This window comes from Streptosporangium nanhuense, assembly GCF_059358815.1.
Genome location: NZ_JCADBG010000015.1, coordinates 151,209 through 166,384, shown reverse-complemented (window position 1 = coordinate 166,384; position 15,176 = coordinate 151,209). Strand labels below are relative to the sequence as shown.

The window sequence follows — 15,176 nt, the reverse complement described above, 5'->3', positions numbered from 1 at the left end:
CCGGGACGCGGGCCCCCGGGGAGGACGTCCCCCTGACGCGGACGCGAGGATCTGATAGGCATTCCTCCCGTGACGCGTTTTCCGGTAGTACTCGCGATGGTTCTTCCCCTTATGGCGGCCAACACCCCGGCTTCGGCCGGAGTCCCGGTTTCGGCCCCGGATTCGGCTTTGGTCCCGGTTTCGGCATCGGTTTCGGCTTCGGCCCCTGCTTCGGCCGCCGCGCCCGGGAAGCCGCGCGTCCCGGCGGGGGTGACCGCCGGGTACGTGGTCTTCGACCGGCAGGCGGGAAAGGTGACCGAGTACCGCAACGCGCACCGGAGGTTCCGGTCGGCGTCGGTGGTGAAGATCCTCATCGCGATCGACCACCTGGAGTCCCGCGCGCGCGTCGCCCCCCGGGACCTGGCGCTGCTCAAGGTCATGCTGCGGGTCAGCGACGACAACGCGGCGACGTCCTTCTGGACCAGGGGCGGCCAGGGAAGGATCGTCCAGCGGATGGCCCGCAAGCTGCGACTCACCGACACCGCTCCCCCGCCGGCCGACAAGCCGGGCTTTTGGGGCTACACCTCGCTCAGCGCGATGGACGTCGTCAAGACCTACCGCTACCTGCTCGACCAGGCCGACCCCAAGGTCCGCGACCTGATCCTGGGCCACCTGCGCAGGTCGGGGCAGTGCGGCTCCGACGGCTTCGACCAGTACTTCGGCATCCCGCGCGCGGTGCGCGGGCCGTGGGCGGTCAAGCAGGGCTGGTCGGGGTACGGCTCCACGCCCCCGGCCCGCTGCCGCCCCACGGCCTCCCCCGCGACCGCTTCCACTTCCACGGCCGCCACCCGGCCCGCGGCCTTCGACGCGTCCGCGTCCACCGCCCGGCACGCGACCTTCGACGTGCCCCCGTCCGTATCCGCGTCCGCCGCGCGGGTCGTATCCGCCGCGCAGGTCGCGCCGGCCTCGCAGGTCGTATCCGCCCAGGCCGGGCCGGTGCCCGACCTGGGGCGTCCGGTCCTGCACACCACCGGGCTCGTCGGACCCAAGGAGCGCTGGATCGTGGTCCTGCTGACCGCCCACCCGGCGGGGACCACCCGGCAGCGCTCCACCGCCCAGACGACGAGGCTGGCCCGGGAGGTCCACCTCAGCGGAACCTCCTGACCACCGGCTCGCCGAGATGGGCGGCCGCGAGCCTCTTGGGAGCGACCATCCGCCAGGCCTCCTCGACGAGCTCCCGCGTCTCGGCCTCGTCGATCGCCGCGAGCCACACCCGCACCCAGTTGTAACGCTCGTCGGAGGGCCGGGGCATGTGGAACCTCTCCGGCTCGGCCGCGACCAGCGCGGCCCGCTCCTCCCTGGGGAAGGCGAAACCCATCGAGGTCTCGTCCGGCGAGATCGCGACGTAGACGATCCGGCCCACCCGGAACGTCACCCGGTCCCTGACGAGCCTCTCCTCGGTCCTGGGCAGCGCCGCGGCGACGCGGCGCACGTCGTCGGCCGTGGTCACCGTGCCGCCTCGTCGAGGGAGGCGGTGAGGCGGCGCAGGGTGTTCTGCAGGTCGGCGACCTCCGTGGGCGCGAGACCGGACGCCTCGAAGATCTGGAGGGGGACGTCGCACGCCCGCTCCTCCATCTGGGCCCCCTTGGACGTGAGCCGCACCAGCACGGACCGCTCGTCGTCGGCGCTGCGCTCGCGACGTACCAGGCTCGCCGCCTCCAGCCGCTTCAGCAGCGGCGACAGGGTGCCCGAGTCGAGCCGCAGCTTCACGCCGAGCTCCTTGACCGTCATCGGCTCGCGATCCCAGAGCACCGTCATGACCAGGTACTGCGGGTAGGTCAGGCCGAGTTCGGCCAGCACCTTGCGGTAGACGGCGTCCAGCGCGCGGGACGCCGCGTGCACGTCGAAGCAGACCAGGTTCTGGACGGAGATCTTCACACCACGATTGTACCGAACTTGACTGTTATCAACTAAATTGCGCACAATTGAGTTGCCCAAAACCGAGAAGGAGATCCCGATGAGTACCCTCTACACCGCCATCGCCACCGCCAACGCCAGCGGCAGGGAAGGACGGGCGGTCTCGTCCGACAAGCGCCTCGACGTGAACCTCGCCCCGCCGCAGGAGATGGGCGGCTCCGGCGAGGGCACCAACCCCGAGCAGCTGTTCGCGGCCGGATACGCCGCCTGCTTCGCCAGCGCGCTCCAGCTGATCGGCCGCAAGCAGAAGGCCGACGTCTCCGAGGCCTCGGTGACCGCCGAGGTGGGTCTCGTCAAGGAGGACAAGGGCCTGTCACTCGCCGTGACGCTGCGCGTCGAGCTGCCCGACGAGCTGCACGGGGAGGCCGGCACCGCCCTCGTGGAGGCCGCCCACCAGGTATGCCCCTACTCCAACGCCACCCGGGGCAACATCCCGGTCAACCTCGTGATCGAGTAGTCGGGCCCCAGGGGGTCGCGGTCAGGGAAGGGGCCTGCGACCGGCGAAGCCGAGCTCGTCCCGGTGGTACCACACCAGCTCGCGATCCCCTTCGAGCCAGCACAGCCGCACCCGTACGCCGTCGAGCACCGAGGGGAAGTCGACCAGCAGGGGCGCGACCCCCTTGACCTCGATGCCCCGCTCCTCGAACCAGCCGAGGATCTCCTCCAGCCTGGCCTCGTAGGCCTTCGCCTCCGCCAGCCCGCCCGCCTCGGAGGTGCCGGTGCTGCGGAGCTCGTACGCGAGCTCGGCCAGCTCACCCCGCATCGTCACGAACGCGGTGGCCCGCTCCAGCAGCACGGGCATGAGCGCCCGCGCCTCCTCGACGGTGAAGATCCTGTCCACCCCTGCACGCTAGCAGCGTCCCCGCCGGGAACGCTGCGAGGCACCGGGAGCCCAGACGGCGGCGGGAGGCGGCGGGCGGCGGGAGCAGCGACAGGGCGCCGACCGGTTGCCGAAACCGTGTCAGCAAGAGCTGACAAAAGAGAGTTTGTCAGCTTATGCTGACGGCATGGGATCGCTGAACAAGCTCGCCGAGGCCGTCGACGGCGAGGACCCGGTGGTGGCGCTGGCGGCCGTGGCGGCGCTGCGCAGGCTGCTGGAGGAGCTTGAGGCCGCGCACGTCATCGAGGCCAGGAACCGGGGGGCGTCCTGGGAGGTCGTCGCCGCGGCGCTCGGCGTCAGGCGGCAGACGGCCCACCGCAAGCACGCACACCGAATCACCGAGGGCGGGAGCTGACGATGTTCGCGAGATTCACCCCCGAGGCCCGGCGGACCACGGTCCGCGCCGGACTGCTGTCGCTCGACCACGGCCGCACCACGCTCGACGAGGACATGTTCCTGCTCGCCCTGGCCGAGTCCTGGCCGGTGGCGGGCTCCGCGACCACCCCGGAGACGGCCACCCCGGAGACGGTCAGCCCTGAGACGGTCCGCGTGGAGGGGAACGGCGTGGAGGCGGTCCCTCCCGAGACGGTCACCCCCGAGACGCTCGGCCTTGAGCCGGTCACCCCCGAGACGGTCGGCGCGGAGATCCGCGACCGCGAGGCCGCGAGGGGCCGCGCGGGCGACCGCGAGCTGCTGGCCGCCATCGGCGTCGACCTGGACGAGATCAGGCGGCGCCTCCCGGCCCGGCGGGAGGACCCCCTGGTCTGGCGCCTGACGCGCTCCCGGCTCCGCCCGCTGAACGTGACGCTCAGCGGCCCGGCCGGTGACCTGCTCCTCACCGCCGGGGCGAGAAAGGTCGTCGAGGTCGCCCTGCACACCTCCGGCACCGGCACAGGTCCCGGCTCCGGCTCCGGGGTGACCGATGAGGATCTGCTGAAGGGCCTGCTGGCCGACGCCTCGAACGCCTCGGTCTCCATCCTGCACCGCCTCGGCGTCGACGTCCGCGGCCTCGCGGCGAGCATCGGCTTCCTGCGCGAATCAGCCTGAGGACAGCGCGGATCCCGCCCCCGGAACGGAACCGATCACCGCGGGAACAGGGCGGATCGGCCCCGGGGCGGAGCCCATCAGGCCGAGGGCGGACCCGACCGGCCCGAGGGCGAGCGCGCCGGGTCAGACCTCGATGCCGTAGAAGCGCGCGGCGGTGCCGCCGAGGACGGCGTCCCGGTCGGCCGTGCCGAGGCCCGAAAGCAGCACGCCGGTCTCCTCCCAGACCCTGGCGTAGTCACCCGCGAGGACGGCCACCGGCCAGTCGCTGCCGAACATCAGCCGCTCGGGGCCGAAGACCTCGAGCGCGTGGTCGACGTAGGGACGAAGGTCCCCGGCGGTCCACGTCTCGGGGTCGGCGGCGGTGTTGAGACCGGACACCTTGCCGTACACGTTGGGATGCTCGGCGGCGCGGGCGATGAGCGACGCCCAGGGCTCCCAGCCCTTCTCCCTGATCGGCGGCTTGGCCAGGTGGTCGATGACCAGCCGCAGCCCGGGAACGCGCTCGGCGAGGAACGACACGTGCTCCAGGTGCCTGGGCAGCACCGCGACCACGTCGAACGGCAGCCCCGCCGCCGCGAGCAGGCCCAGGCTCTCGACCACCGTGTCCTGGACGACCCAGTCGGGGTCGGGGTCGTCGTGGATGAGGTGCCTGACCCCGGCGAACCTCGGATGCCTGCCGTAGCGCTCCAGCGCCCCGGCCGCCTCGTCGGGCCGGTTCAGCGGCACCCATCCCACCACGGCCGCGACGACGTCGTAGGCGTCCGCCTGCGCCAGCATCGCGTCGGTGTCGGCGTAGGTGTCGGCGGCCTGGACCAGCACGGTCCGCTCCACACCGGCGGCGGCGAGCTGCGGGAGGAGCTCCTCGGGGGCGAAAGTGCGGTAGAGCGGCCCCGCCTCCGGCGTCAGCCAGGAGTAGGAGCCCGTCTCCAGGTTCCAGAAGTGCTGGTGGGCATCGATGACGGCCATCCACCGCTCCCCTTCGATTCCTCGATCATTCGTCTGAGCCTGCACAAACTAGGGCGCGGCGGCAGGGGTGTCAACGCCCCCGGCCTGCGGGGATCCGCCGGGGGCCGTGCGGGCCCTCACGCGTACGGGCCGGTGGCGGACGCCCCCTCGGAGGAGTGTCCGCCACCGGCCCGTACGCGTGCCGGAAGGTCCGGAAGGTACCGTCGCTACACCGGCGACAGGGCCGGGTCGTCCGTCCGCGAGGCGGGCGGCGGGGGCGGGTTGTCGTCGCCGTGCTCGTCGTCGAGGAGGGTCGTCTCGTCGAACGGCGCCCTGCCCGCCAGGACCTCGCCCGCGCGCTCCCGGTCGAACTCGCCCGTCCAGGTGCCGATCAGGACGGTGGCGACCGCGTTGCCGGCGAAGTTGGTCAGCGCCCGCGCCTCGGACATGAAGCGGTCGATGCCGACGATGAGGCCGACGCCGTCGACCAGGTCGGGGCGGTGGGACTGCAGGCCGCCCGCGAGGGTGGCCAGGCCCGCGCCGGTGACCCCGGCCGCGCCCTTCGAGGCGATCATCATGAACACCAGCAGGGAGACCTGCTCGCCGAAGGCGAGCGGGGCGCCGGTGGCGCTCGCGACGAACAGCGTGGCCATGGTCAGGTAGATGGCCGTGCCGTCCAGGTTGAAGGAGTAGCCGGTCGGCACGGTGATGCCGACGACGGGCTTGCTCACGCCGAGGTGCTCCATCTTGGCGATCAGGCGGGGCAGGGCCGACTCCGACGACGAGGTCGACAGGATCAGCAGGAACTCCCTGCCCAGGTAGCGCAGCAGCGAGAACAGGCCGACCCGCGCCACCAGCCAGAGCATCGGGCCGAGGATGACGAACACGAAGAGCACACAGGTCAGGTAGAAGGCGAGCATGATGACGCCGAGGCTCCTGAGCGCGTCCATGCCGGTGGCGCCGACGACCGCGGCTATCGCGCCGAAGGCGCCGACCGGGGCGGCCCACATGATCATGGCGAGGATACGGAAGACGAGGCGCTGGATGTGCGTGATGCCGTTCAGGATGGGCTTGGCGCGCTCGCCCATCGCCTGCAGGGCGAACCCGGTGAGCAGCGCGACCAGGAGGGTCTGCAGCACCTGACCCTCGGTGAACGCCGACACCAGCGTGGTGGGGATGATCCCGAGCAGGAACGACACCGTGTCGGTCTCGCCGCCCTTGGCCGCCTCGGCCTCGGCGGCCTTGCGGAGCTCGTCGGTGAGCTGCAGGCCCTGTCCGGGGTCGACCAGGTTGCCCACGAGCAGGCCGATGCCCAGCGCGACGGTCGACATGACGATGAAGTAGCCGAGCGCGAGGCCGCCGACCCGTCCGACCTTGGCGGCCCTGGTGACCGATCCGACGCCGAGCACGATGGTGCAGAAGATGATCGGGCTGATCATCATCTTGATCAGGGCGACGAAGGCGGTGCCGAGCGGCTTCAGGGCCACGCCGACGTCGGGGGCCGCGAACCCGATCGCGATACCGGCGACCACGGCGGCGATGACGGCTATATACAGGTAATGTGTTTTGTCTCGGGCCGCGCTCATGCGTGCTCCACCGCGCTAGAGGAAAAATCCGGTCGAGCGACTATCTCCGGCCCTGTGATCTAAGTCACCATTGCGTACATTTCGTTCGTGAACTTGCGGAAACTTCCCAGACGCATACGCGACTGGAGTCTGGCCAGGCAGATGCTGGCCCTCCAGATCGTCGTCGTAGGCGTCACCGTGACCGGTGGCGCCCTGCTGGCGTTCCTGCAGATGCGTGACCTGCTCGTCGAGGAGGCGACCGGCACCGCCAGGGCGGTGACCGTCAGCGTGGCCGACTCCCCCTCCGTCCTCGCCTCCCTGGGCGACCCCGCGGCCCTGCAGCCGTACGCGGAACGGGTGAGGCGGGAGACCGGGGTCGACTTCATCACGATCATGAGCCTCGACGGCGTGCGCTACACGCATCCCAACCCCGCCGAGATCGGCCGCCGGTTCCTCGGCAACACCGCGCCCGCCCTGGCCGGGCGGGTCTTCACCGAGACCTACACCGGCACCCTCGGCCCCTCGGTCCGCGCCGTCGCGCCTGTCCGCGACGCCGGAGGCGAGGTACGGGCCCTGGTCAGCGGGGGCATCACCATCAACAAGATCAGTGTCAGGCTCCGCGGGCAGATCACCGGCGCCGTGCTGATCGGCCTGCTCGGCCTGTCCGTCGGCGGGGCGGGCACCTACCTGGTCGGGGCCCGGCTGCGCCGCCAGACTCACGGGATGGGCCCCGCCGAGCTGAGCCGGATGTACGAGTACCACGACGCGATCCTGCACGCCGTACGGGAAGGGCTGCTGCTCGTCGACGACGCGGGCACGGTGACGCTCTGCAACGACGGGGCCAGGGAGCTCCTGGGCCTGGCGGGCGAGGTGAACGGCAGGCACGTCACCCGGCTGGGCCTTCCCTCCTCGCTGGGCGAGCGGCTGGCGGCGACCGAGAACCGCACCGACGAGATCCACATGACCGGGGAGCGGACGCTGGTGGTGAACGTGGCGGTGGTCCGCTCCGGCAACCGCTCGCTCGGCACCGTGATCACCCTTCGCGACCACACGGAGCTGCAGTCCCTGACCGGGCAGCTCAGCGCCGAGCGCGGCTTCGCCGACTCCCTGCGGGCCGCCGCGCACGAGTCGGCCAACCGGCTGCACACGGTCATCACCCTCGTCGAGCTGGGCCGCGCCGAGCAGGCGGTGGCGTTCGCGACCGAGGAGATCAAGGCCGCCCAGCAGCTCACCGACCGGGTGGTGGGCGCCGTACGCGAACCGGTGCTCGCCGCGCTGCTGCTGGGCAAGAGCGCGGAGGCCGGGGAGCGCGGGGTGGAGCTGTCGATCACCCCGGACAGCGAGCTCGACGACCTCGGCCTGGACACCCGCGACCTGGTGACGATCGTCGGCAACCTGATAGACAACGCGGCGGACGCGGCCATGTCGGGCACCCGGCCCGCGCGGGTGGAGGTGCGGCTGCGCGCCGACGAGACGACCTTCGTGATCAGCGTGGCGGACAGCGGCCCGGGCCTCGACCCGGCGACGGCGGGCGAGGCCTTCCGGCGGGGATGGACCACCAAGGGCGACGGCCGCGGCCTCGGCCTGGCCATGGTCGGCCAGGCGGTCCGCCGCATGGGCGGGACGATCGAGGTCGGCGGCACGACCGGACCGGACCGGACGGACGGGCCGGGCCAGACGGGCGAGCCGGGCCAGGTGGACGAGCCGGGCCAGGTGGACGAGGTGGCGCGGGGCGAGGGGGTGCCCGAGCCGGACACGGCCGTGGCGGCCGCCCGCGGCGTCGCGGGCGAGGGAGGCGCCGGGCGACCGGCGGAGAGCGGGACGGGCGCGGTGTTCACCGTACGGCTGCCGGTGCGGGGGAAGGGCGTCTCATGATCTCGGTACTGGTCGTCGAGGACGAGGAGATCACCGCCGAGGCGAACCGGGTCTTCGTGGAGCGGGTGCCCGGCTTCCGGGTGGCGGGGGTGGTCAGGTCGGGCGGCGACGCGCTGCGCTTCCTGCGCAGGCACCCCGTCGACCTGATCCTGCTCGACCTCTACCTGCCGGACATGCACGGGCTGGAGGTGTGCCGGGCGCTGCGGGCGGCCGGCGTGATGTCGGACGTCATCGCGGTCACCTCGGCGCGCGACCTGTCGGTGGTCAGGTCGGCCGTCTCCGTCGGCGTGGCCCAGTACCTGCTCAAACCGTTCACCTTCGCCTCGCTGAGCGAGAAGCTCACCCGCTACGCCGAGTTCAGGTCGTCGGTGGAGGCCACGGGAGAGGCGAGCGGCCAGGGCGAGGTGGACCGCGCGCTGGCGGCGCTGCGGGGCCCGGCGCAGAGCCCCCTGCCGAAGGGGATGACGCAGGCCACCCTCGACGCCGTGCTGGCGGAGCTGCGCAAGGCCCCCGGCGGTCTGTCGGCCCAGACCGCCGGGGCGGCGATCGGCGTCTCCCGGGTGACCGCCCGCCGCTACCTGGAGCATCTGACGGAGAGCGGGGTCACCCACCGGGTGCCCCAGTACGGGGGGCTCGGACGGCCCGAGCTGCTCTACCGGATGACCTGACATCACGGTTTCCCGACCTTGGCGGTCTTCCGGGAAGCCGGTTTTCCGGGGGACCGGTCTTCCGGGAAAGCGGTCTTCCGGGAGACCGGCGCCTATCGGCAGCCGCACCCGCGGGGCGATCGGCACGGTGTGCGGCGCGCGCACGGGCACCGCCGGAACGGCAACGGAACAGGCCATCTGAGGATCAAGGGATGAACAAGCCGGGGCGCCGTATGCTTCGGACCCGGATCATTTGAGGCCCCGCCGGGGCGCGGTGGTCCCGGAACTGGTAGTAAAAAGGCAGCCCGCCCTGCCACCCGCGGGCAAAGGAGCGCAGCATGGCCTTTTTCACGGTCTCATCGAGCCTGCTCGAGACGGGTTTCGTCGTCCGGGTGCTCGGAGAGCTCGACTACCGGCACTCCCCCGCGCTGCGCGCGGAGATGGACAAGGCGTGGGCCGCCGAAGCCCCCTCCGTGGTCGTGGCCGACGTCACGGGTCTCACCTTCTGCGACTCCACCGGGGTCGCCGAGCTGATCCTGGCGCTCCGGCGGAGCCGCACCCTGGGCGTCCGGCTGGCCCTCGTCGGCGTGCACGGCACCCTGGAGCGGATCCTCGCCATCACCGGCCTGCGCACCTCCTTCGAGGTCTTCACCTCTGTCGAGGAGGCGCTGCAGAAGGTCTGATCAGCTGTGGCCCTGGTCCATCGGCACGCGGGGCGCGTCGATGATGACGTCCGAGAAGATGTCGACCACCAGGGCGATCACACCGCCGATCGCGATGATCCCGGCGCCGACCCAGAAGAACGTCCAGTTGGGACCGAGGCAGAGGGCGACGCCCCCCACGGTGAACCCCAGCAGAATGACGATCACCGCGAGCCAAGACTTGGGGCTTCCCCCGTGACTTCCGGCCATGAGCCTTTCCTCTCCCTTGTCCTCTGATTCTCCGCGAATCAGCGATGCGCGCCGTCCGCCGCGGCGATCACCCGTGTCAGCGACCGGTGGAGCTCCTGGAGCTCCTCCAGGTTCATACCCAGACGACTGACGATCGCCGGCGGAACCTTCTCCGCCTCGTCCCGCAGCCTGCGGCCCTCCGGTGTGAGCGAGACGGCCAGGACACGCTGGTCCTGGCTGTCACGCCGCCTCCGGATGTAGCCGACGGCCTCGAGACGCTTCAGCAGCGGGGACAGCGTACCGGGGTCGAGTCTCAGTAGCTTGCTCAGCTCCTTGACCGACAGCGGTGCCCGTTCCCAGAGGGCGAGCATGACCAGATACTGGGGGTGGGTGAGACCCATCGGATCCAGCAGGGGCCGGTAGAGCCCGATGACGTTCCGCGAGGCGATCGCCAGGGCGAAGCACACCTGACTTTCCAGGCTCAGGGGATCGACCATGTCACTCACGCGCACCTCCCAACCGACATAGTACGATAGTTAGTACACAAACCATTATCGCCCCAATCGTCGGCGAGCAAAGGATTCCCATGTTTCACAGCAAGCCGATCGAGGAGCGGATCGCCGAGCGCCAGGCCAGGCGTTCCACCCTCAAGGAGGGCCGGCACTTCGAGCACGGCCCGGCGAAGTTCGTCTTCGTCTTCGTGATCGTCTTCGTGGTCGTCGGCCACCTGGCCGGCCTGCTGCTGATGATGGCCCTGGGCATGCACTGACACAGGACGACGCCTCCGGGGGTGCGCCGACACGGGACGACGCCCTTGGGTGTGCACCGGCACAGGACGACGGCCCTGGGCATGCACCGGCACAGGACGACGGCCCTGGGCATGCACCGGCACAGGACGACGGCCCTGGGCATGCACCGGCACAGGACGACGGCCCTGGGCATGCACCGGCACAGGACGACGGCCCTGGGCATGCACCGGCACAGGACGACCGCCTGGACATGCGTTGACGCGGGACGACGGCCCTGGGGGTGCACCGGCGCGGCCGGACGGCGTGCCGGCAGAGCCGCGGCACGTGCCCTCCCCTCTCAGCGCCTCCGCCCCTCGCGGAGCCCCTGCCCCTCCGCGGAGCCTCCGTATCCCCTTCGCGGAGCCTCCGCCCCCCTCGCGGAGCCTCCTTCCTCTCAGAGCCGAAGCGGGGGGCCTGCACGCCGGAAGGGTCCGGATGAGAGGATGATGATCCTGTTGGTCGGGGTTGGACCGCCCGATAGATCAGGAGGTCTGTAATGTCTGACGTCACGCCGGAGCCCGAAGGTTCCGAAAGTTCCGACGAGGAGCTGAAGCGCAAGTTCCGCGAGGCACTGGAGCGCAAGAAGCTCGCCCAGGCGGACGCGAGCGCCGGGGGCAAGGGGAAGAACTCCTCGAAGATCCACGGTGCTCACGGCCCGGCTGCGGCCAAGCGCTCCTTCCGGCGCAAGAGCGGCGGCTGAGCCGTCCGCGAACCAGGTTCGGCCCAGGGCATCCGCCCCCCGGATCTCGGCCGCCCCGCTGGCTCCCGGCCAGCCGGGCGGCGCGCTCCCTCCCCCGGCTTCCGCCGACCCCTTGGACGGCGCCCGGGTCTGCAATAGGCTGTGCGCGTGCGTGATCTTGGTGAGGACCCCCGGCCGGCCCGAGGCGCGGTCAGCGAGGTCCACCGCGTCGACCGGGCCGCGACCCTGAACTACTCCCCCGACCTCGACGGGCTCGCCGACCCCGGCGAGATCGTCTGGGCCTGGGTCCCCTACGAGGAGGATCCGGACCGGGGCAAGGACAGACCGCTGCTGGTCGTCGGCCGCCACGGGCGCAAGCTGCTCGCGCTGATGCTGTCCAGCCGGGGTGGCGGCGGCGACCCGGGCGACTGGCTGGAGATCGGCCCCGGCCAGTGGGACCGCGAGAACCGGGTCTCCTACCTGCGCCTGGACCGGGTCTTCGCCCTCGCCGAGGGTGACATCCGGCGTGAGGGCTCCGTCCTCGACGGCGCGCGCTTCGCCCGCGTGGCCGCCGTCCTCAAACGCACCCACGGCTGGGCCGCCGACGGCTGAGCCCGTCCCGTACCCCCGCACCGGCCCCGGGCGACCGTCCGGCGGGAGGCGCGAGGGTGTGAAGGCACGAAGGCCGGGAGAGCGGGGGCCGCGAGGCCGCCCGGACACACGGCCGGGCGGGGGCGCCGGGCGTGAATCCGGTGGAAAACGGCGACGCGAGTCATCATCCTGGTGACCCATGGACGACAGACGGCCCATGGACGACGAACGGCTCGTCCGGGTCTCCAAATACCTCTCCAAGCATCTCAGGCACCAGCCCGAGCGCATCGGGCTGGTCCTCGACCCGCAGGGCTGGACGGACGTCGACACCCTGCTGGCCGCCACCGCGCGGCACGGCTTCGCGATCACCCGTGACGAGCTCGCGCTGGTGGTCGCGGGCAACGACAAGCGGCGCTTCACCGTCGAGGGCGACCGGATCCGCGCCAACCAGGGCCACTCGATAGGCGTCGACCTGGGCCTTCCCCCGGTCGAGCCGCCCGAGTTCCTGTTCCACGGGACGGTGGGCGCGTACGTGGGCGCCATCCGGCAGGAGGGCATACGGCCGATGGCCCGGCACGCCGTGCACCTGTCGCCCGACAGGGAGACCGCGGTCCGCGTGGGCGCGCGCCGGGGCAGGCCTGTCGTGCTGGTCGTCCGCTCGGGGGAGATGCACCGGGCGGGTCACGAGTTCCGGATCAGCGCCAACGGCGTCTGGCTGGCCGCCCACGTGCCGCCCGCCCACATCTCGTTTCCCGGGTGAGGGGCGCCTCGCGACGAACCCCGTGACGCCTGCCTGACAGGCTCCGCGACGAACCCCGTGACGCCTGCCTGACGGGCTCCGCGACAAACTCCGTGACGCCTGCCTGACGGACTCCACGACGAACCCGTGACGCCTGTCTGACAGGCTCCGCGACGAACCCCGTGACGCCTGTCTGACAGGCTCCGTGACGAACCCCGGGGTCCCTCCGGAGTGTCCTGATCGGCTTCCGTCCCCCTGATCACCTGCCGTTCTCTTCCAAAGCTCCTCGGGGACCCCCGAGGATCTCCGGGGATTCCCGCGGCTCCCCGCGGATCCCCGTCACGCCGGGAACCCCCGCTCCCTCCGGAGACCCCGGACGCCGGGAATTCCCCGCCCTCCGAAGACACCCGGCCCCGGAAACCTCCGCCCCCGGAGATCCCCGGGCTCCGTCCCTCGCGCCGCGATAGCCCCGAAACCCCACATCACCTCGCGCCGAGAGCCACATCCCCCCGTGCCGGGAGCCACGTCGATTCCAACGCGTTCCAAAATCCGGGCCAACCGCGGCCCCACCCTCGCTCGAACCCCCAACCCCAGGCAAATACCTGGGGTTTTTCATGTTCTTGCCGGTTTAGGGGGAAGTCAACCCATTGACGTTCCAACACACTCGGGTGTAAATAAAGCTGAAACAACACTGAAACGGTGGTGAATCAACAGCATGTACGCCGAGGAGCGGCAACAGGAGATTCTGCGCCGGGCGCGGACCGTCGGCCGGGTGGACGTGGTGACACTGGCGGAGGAGTTCGCCGTCACCACGGAGACCATCCGCCGCGATCTGACCGCGCTGGAGCGCTCCGGGATGCTGCGACGCGTGCACGGCGGCGCGATCCCGGTCGAGCGGCTGGGGTTCGAGCCCGAGCTGGCCGCCCGCGACGAGGTGATGATCTCGGAGAAGGAACGCATCGCCAAGGCGGCGCTCGCCGAACTCCCCGAGGACGGCGCGATCATCATCGACGCCGGCTCGACGACAGGCAGGTTGGTGCAGGCGCTTCCGGTCGATCGGGAGCTGACCGTGATCGTGAACTCACCGCCGCTGGCGACGGCGATGGCCACCCGCCTCAACCTGACGGTGATCATGCTGGGCGGGCGGGTGCGCGGGCGGACCCTGGCCACCGTCGACGACTGGGCGCTGCGCCCTCTCGCCGACCTGCACGTGGACGTGGCGTTCATGGCCGCCAACGGGTGCTCGGTGGCCAAGGGGCTGACGACACCCGACCCGGCCGAGGCCGCCATCAAGCGGGCGATGATCGACGCGGCGCAACGGTGCGTGCTGCTCGCCGACCACACCAAGTTCCCCAACACCTACCTGGCGCGCTTCGCCTCGATCCAGGAGATCGACGTTGTGATCAGTGACACCGGGCTCGACCCGGCGGTCGCGGCCGAGATAACCGCCGCCGGCCCGGAGGTGGTACGGGCGTGATCCTCCCCTCCCCCCCGGCCCTCGCCAGGACCGCACAGGCGATCGTCCCCTCGCCCCCCGGCCCCCGCCGGGACCGTACGACCGAGGCGGTCCCCGCATGATCGTCACCCTGACCCTCAACCCCAGCCTGGACCGCACCATCGAGGTCGGTTCACTGACCCGCGGGGCCGTCATCCGCGCCGCCGCCGCCCATCTCGACCCCGGCGGCAAGGGCGTCAACGTCTCCCGGGCACTGCTGGCCAACCAGGTCCGCTCGTGCGCGGTCGTCCCCTTCGGCGGCGACGAGGGACGGCGGCTGGTCACCCTGCTCTCGGCCGAGGGCATCGAGATGATCACTGTCCCCGTCGGCGGGTCCACCCGGTCCAACGTCGCGCTGGCCGAGCCCGACGGCACGGTCACGAAGATCAACGAACCGGGGACGGCCCTGTCGCCGACCGAGCTCGACACCATCGCCGAGGCCGTGCTCGGCGCGGCCAGCTCCGCGGACTGGGTGGTCGCCTCGGGCAGCCTCCCGCCCGAGGTGCCCGCCGACGTCTACGCCCGCCTGTGCGAGCGGTTCAGCGGGGCGGGCATCAACGTCGCGGTCGACACCAGCGGCCCCGCGTTCGTCGCGGCGCTCGCCGAGTCCCCCGCCCTGGTCAAGCCCAACCGGGAGGAGCTGAGCGAGGCCACCGGGATCTCCATCTCGTCCCTGGGCGACGCCATCAAGGCCGCGGAGAACCTGCGGGCGCGAGGCGCGGGCACCGTCCTGGCCAGCCTGGGCGCCGACGGCGCGATCCTCCTGCAGGACGACCAGATCTGGCACGGCCAGTGCCCGGTGGCCGAGCCGCGAAGCACCGTCGGCGCCGGCGACGCCATGCTGGCCGGGTTCCTCGCCGGCGGGGCGCGAGGCGAGGGCGCGCTGGTCGAGGCGCTGGCCTGGGCGACCGCCGCGGTCGGGCTGCCGGGCAGCCGGATGCCCTCCCCACACCACATCCACCGTGACGACGTGCGCGTCACCGGAGCCGATCCCACCTTGCCGCTGCGGTTCGAGGGCTGACAGCGACATAGATCCACCCCCCAGGCCGGCCCATCTGCCGACCCCCCAGAAGGAGCAA

At 71.6% G+C, this 15,176-nt stretch carries 20 protein-coding genes; 13 read left to right on the top strand and 7 right to left on the bottom strand.

Translation table 11 applies throughout. The annotated features are described in order from the left end of the window. Window positions 1–249 precede the first annotated feature (249 nt). A complete protein-coding gene (locus AC5L38_RS27460) occupies window positions 250–1,143 on the top strand; it encodes a hypothetical protein (RefSeq protein ID WP_495245697.1) in 894 nt (297 codons plus the stop codon). On the opposite strand, the gene AC5L38_RS27455 is transcribed toward AC5L38_RS27460, so the two are convergent. Next, window positions 1,127–1,489, bottom strand: a complete 363-nt coding sequence (locus AC5L38_RS27455; protein WP_495245696.1) for an MmcQ/YjbR family DNA-binding protein — start codon at window positions 1,487–1,489, stop codon at window positions 1,127–1,129. The two genes, AC5L38_RS27460 and AC5L38_RS27455, sit on opposite strands and share 17 nt — an antisense overlap. Beyond that, on the bottom strand, window positions 1,486–1,917 hold the full coding sequence (locus AC5L38_RS27450) for a MarR family winged helix-turn-helix transcriptional regulator (protein WP_495245695.1): 432 nt from the start codon (window positions 1,915–1,917) through the stop codon (window positions 1,486–1,488). The genes AC5L38_RS27455 and AC5L38_RS27450 overlap by 4 nt, the downstream gene beginning before the upstream one ends. Before the next feature lie 79 nt (window positions 1,918–1,996). Here AC5L38_RS27450 and AC5L38_RS27445 point away from each other — a divergent pair, with 79 nt between their 5' ends. Beyond that, window positions 1,997–2,413: an organic hydroperoxide resistance protein gene (locus tag AC5L38_RS27445; RefSeq protein ID WP_495245694.1), complete on the top strand. Its 417-nt coding sequence runs from the start codon at window positions 1,997–1,999 to the stop codon at window positions 2,411–2,413. A 21-nt stretch (window positions 2,414–2,434) separates the two neighbouring features. Here AC5L38_RS27445 and AC5L38_RS27440 read toward each other — a convergent pair whose 3' ends face one another. After that, on the bottom strand, window positions 2,435–2,797 hold the full coding sequence (locus AC5L38_RS27440) for a DUF2203 domain-containing protein (RefSeq protein ID WP_389912813.1): 363 nt from the start codon (window positions 2,795–2,797) through the stop codon (window positions 2,435–2,437). 166 nt (window positions 2,798–2,963) lie between these two features. Here AC5L38_RS27440 and AC5L38_RS27435 point away from each other — a divergent pair, with 166 nt between their 5' ends. Both AC5L38_RS27435 and AC5L38_RS27430 read left to right on the top strand, forming a co-directional pair. Continuing rightward, entirely contained in the window at window positions 2,964–3,191 is a 228-nt protein-coding gene (locus tag AC5L38_RS27435) for an RNA polymerase subunit sigma-70 (protein WP_495245693.1), read from the top strand. Window positions 3,192–3,193: 2 nt separating this feature from the next. Continuing rightward, complete coding sequence (locus AC5L38_RS27430) at window positions 3,194–3,883, top strand: hypothetical protein (RefSeq protein ID WP_495245692.1); 690 nt, start codon at window positions 3,194–3,196, stop codon at window positions 3,881–3,883. A 123-nt stretch (window positions 3,884–4,006) separates the two neighbouring features. Here the strand turns inward: AC5L38_RS27430 and AC5L38_RS27425 are convergent, their stop codons facing one another. Beyond that, window positions 4,007–4,849, bottom strand: a complete 843-nt coding sequence (locus AC5L38_RS27425) for an amidohydrolase family protein (protein ID WP_495245691.1) — start codon at window positions 4,847–4,849, stop codon at window positions 4,007–4,009. A gap of 206 nt (window positions 4,850–5,055) precedes the next feature. Next, the gene (locus AC5L38_RS27420) at window positions 5,056–6,414 is read right to left on the bottom strand and encodes a cation:dicarboxylate symporter family transporter (RefSeq protein ID WP_495245690.1); all 1,359 of its coding nucleotides are present in this window, start codon (window positions 6,412–6,414) and stop codon (window positions 5,056–5,058) included. 87 nt (window positions 6,415–6,501) lie between these two features. Here AC5L38_RS27420 and AC5L38_RS27415 point away from each other — a divergent pair, with 87 nt between their 5' ends. The 3 genes from AC5L38_RS27415 to AC5L38_RS27405 all read left to right on the top strand — a co-directional run bounded on the left by AC5L38_RS27415 (window position 6,502) and on the right by AC5L38_RS27405 (window position 9,598). Further along, window positions 6,502–8,268, top strand: a complete 1,767-nt coding sequence (locus tag AC5L38_RS27415; RefSeq protein ID WP_495245689.1) for a sensor histidine kinase — start codon at window positions 6,502–6,504, stop codon at window positions 8,266–8,268. After that, window positions 8,265–8,936 carry a response regulator gene (locus AC5L38_RS27410; protein WP_495245688.1) on the top strand — a complete coding sequence of 224 codons (672 nt, stop codon included), beginning with the start codon at window positions 8,265–8,267 and terminating at the stop codon, window positions 8,934–8,936. Before AC5L38_RS27415 ends, AC5L38_RS27410 begins: the two co-directional genes overlap by 4 nt. Window positions 8,937–9,253: 317 nt before the next feature. Beyond that, the gene (locus AC5L38_RS27405; protein ID WP_495245687.1) at window positions 9,254–9,598 is read left to right on the top strand and encodes an anti-sigma factor antagonist; all 345 of its coding nucleotides are present in this window, start codon (window positions 9,254–9,256) and stop codon (window positions 9,596–9,598) included. On the opposite strand, the gene AC5L38_RS27400 is transcribed toward AC5L38_RS27405, so the two are convergent. Then, entirely contained in the window at window positions 9,599–9,826 is a 228-nt protein-coding gene (locus tag AC5L38_RS27400; protein WP_495245686.1) for an HGxxPAAW family protein, read from the bottom strand. 38 nt (window positions 9,827–9,864) lie between these two features. Then, entirely contained in the window at window positions 9,865–10,311 is a 447-nt protein-coding gene (locus AC5L38_RS27395) for a MarR family winged helix-turn-helix transcriptional regulator (protein WP_495245685.1), read from the bottom strand. 80 nt (window positions 10,312–10,391) lie between these two features. On the opposite strand from AC5L38_RS27395, the gene AC5L38_RS27390 reads away from it, so the two are divergent. From AC5L38_RS27390 to pfkB, 6 genes are all read left to right on the top strand, one after another. Beyond that, window positions 10,392–10,574: a hypothetical protein gene (locus AC5L38_RS27390; RefSeq protein WP_362873986.1), complete on the top strand. Its 183-nt coding sequence runs from the start codon at window positions 10,392–10,394 to the stop codon at window positions 10,572–10,574. A 515-nt stretch (window positions 10,575–11,089) separates the two neighbouring features. Further along, complete coding sequence (locus AC5L38_RS27385) at window positions 11,090–11,293, top strand: DUF5302 domain-containing protein (RefSeq protein WP_495245684.1); 204 nt, start codon at window positions 11,090–11,092, stop codon at window positions 11,291–11,293. Between the two features lie 147 nt (window positions 11,294–11,440). After that, a complete protein-coding gene (locus AC5L38_RS27380) occupies window positions 11,441–11,884 on the top strand; it encodes a type II toxin-antitoxin system PemK/MazF family toxin (protein ID WP_495245683.1) in 444 nt (147 codons plus the stop codon). A gap of 178 nt (window positions 11,885–12,062) precedes the next feature. Further along, complete coding sequence (locus tag AC5L38_RS27375) at window positions 12,063–12,623, top strand: RNA 2'-phosphotransferase (protein ID WP_495245682.1); 561 nt, start codon at window positions 12,063–12,065, stop codon at window positions 12,621–12,623. Window positions 12,624–13,317: 694 nt separating this feature from the next. After that, window positions 13,318–14,079: a DeoR/GlpR family DNA-binding transcription regulator gene (locus AC5L38_RS27370; protein WP_389912847.1), complete on the top strand. Its 762-nt coding sequence runs from the start codon at window positions 13,318–13,320 to the stop codon at window positions 14,077–14,079. A gap of 97 nt (window positions 14,080–14,176) precedes the next feature. Beyond that, on the top strand, window positions 14,177–15,118 hold the full coding sequence (gene pfkB / locus AC5L38_RS27365) for a 1-phosphofructokinase (RefSeq protein WP_495245681.1): 942 nt from the start codon (window positions 14,177–14,179) through the stop codon (window positions 15,116–15,118). Window positions 15,119–15,176 lie beyond the last annotated feature (58 nt).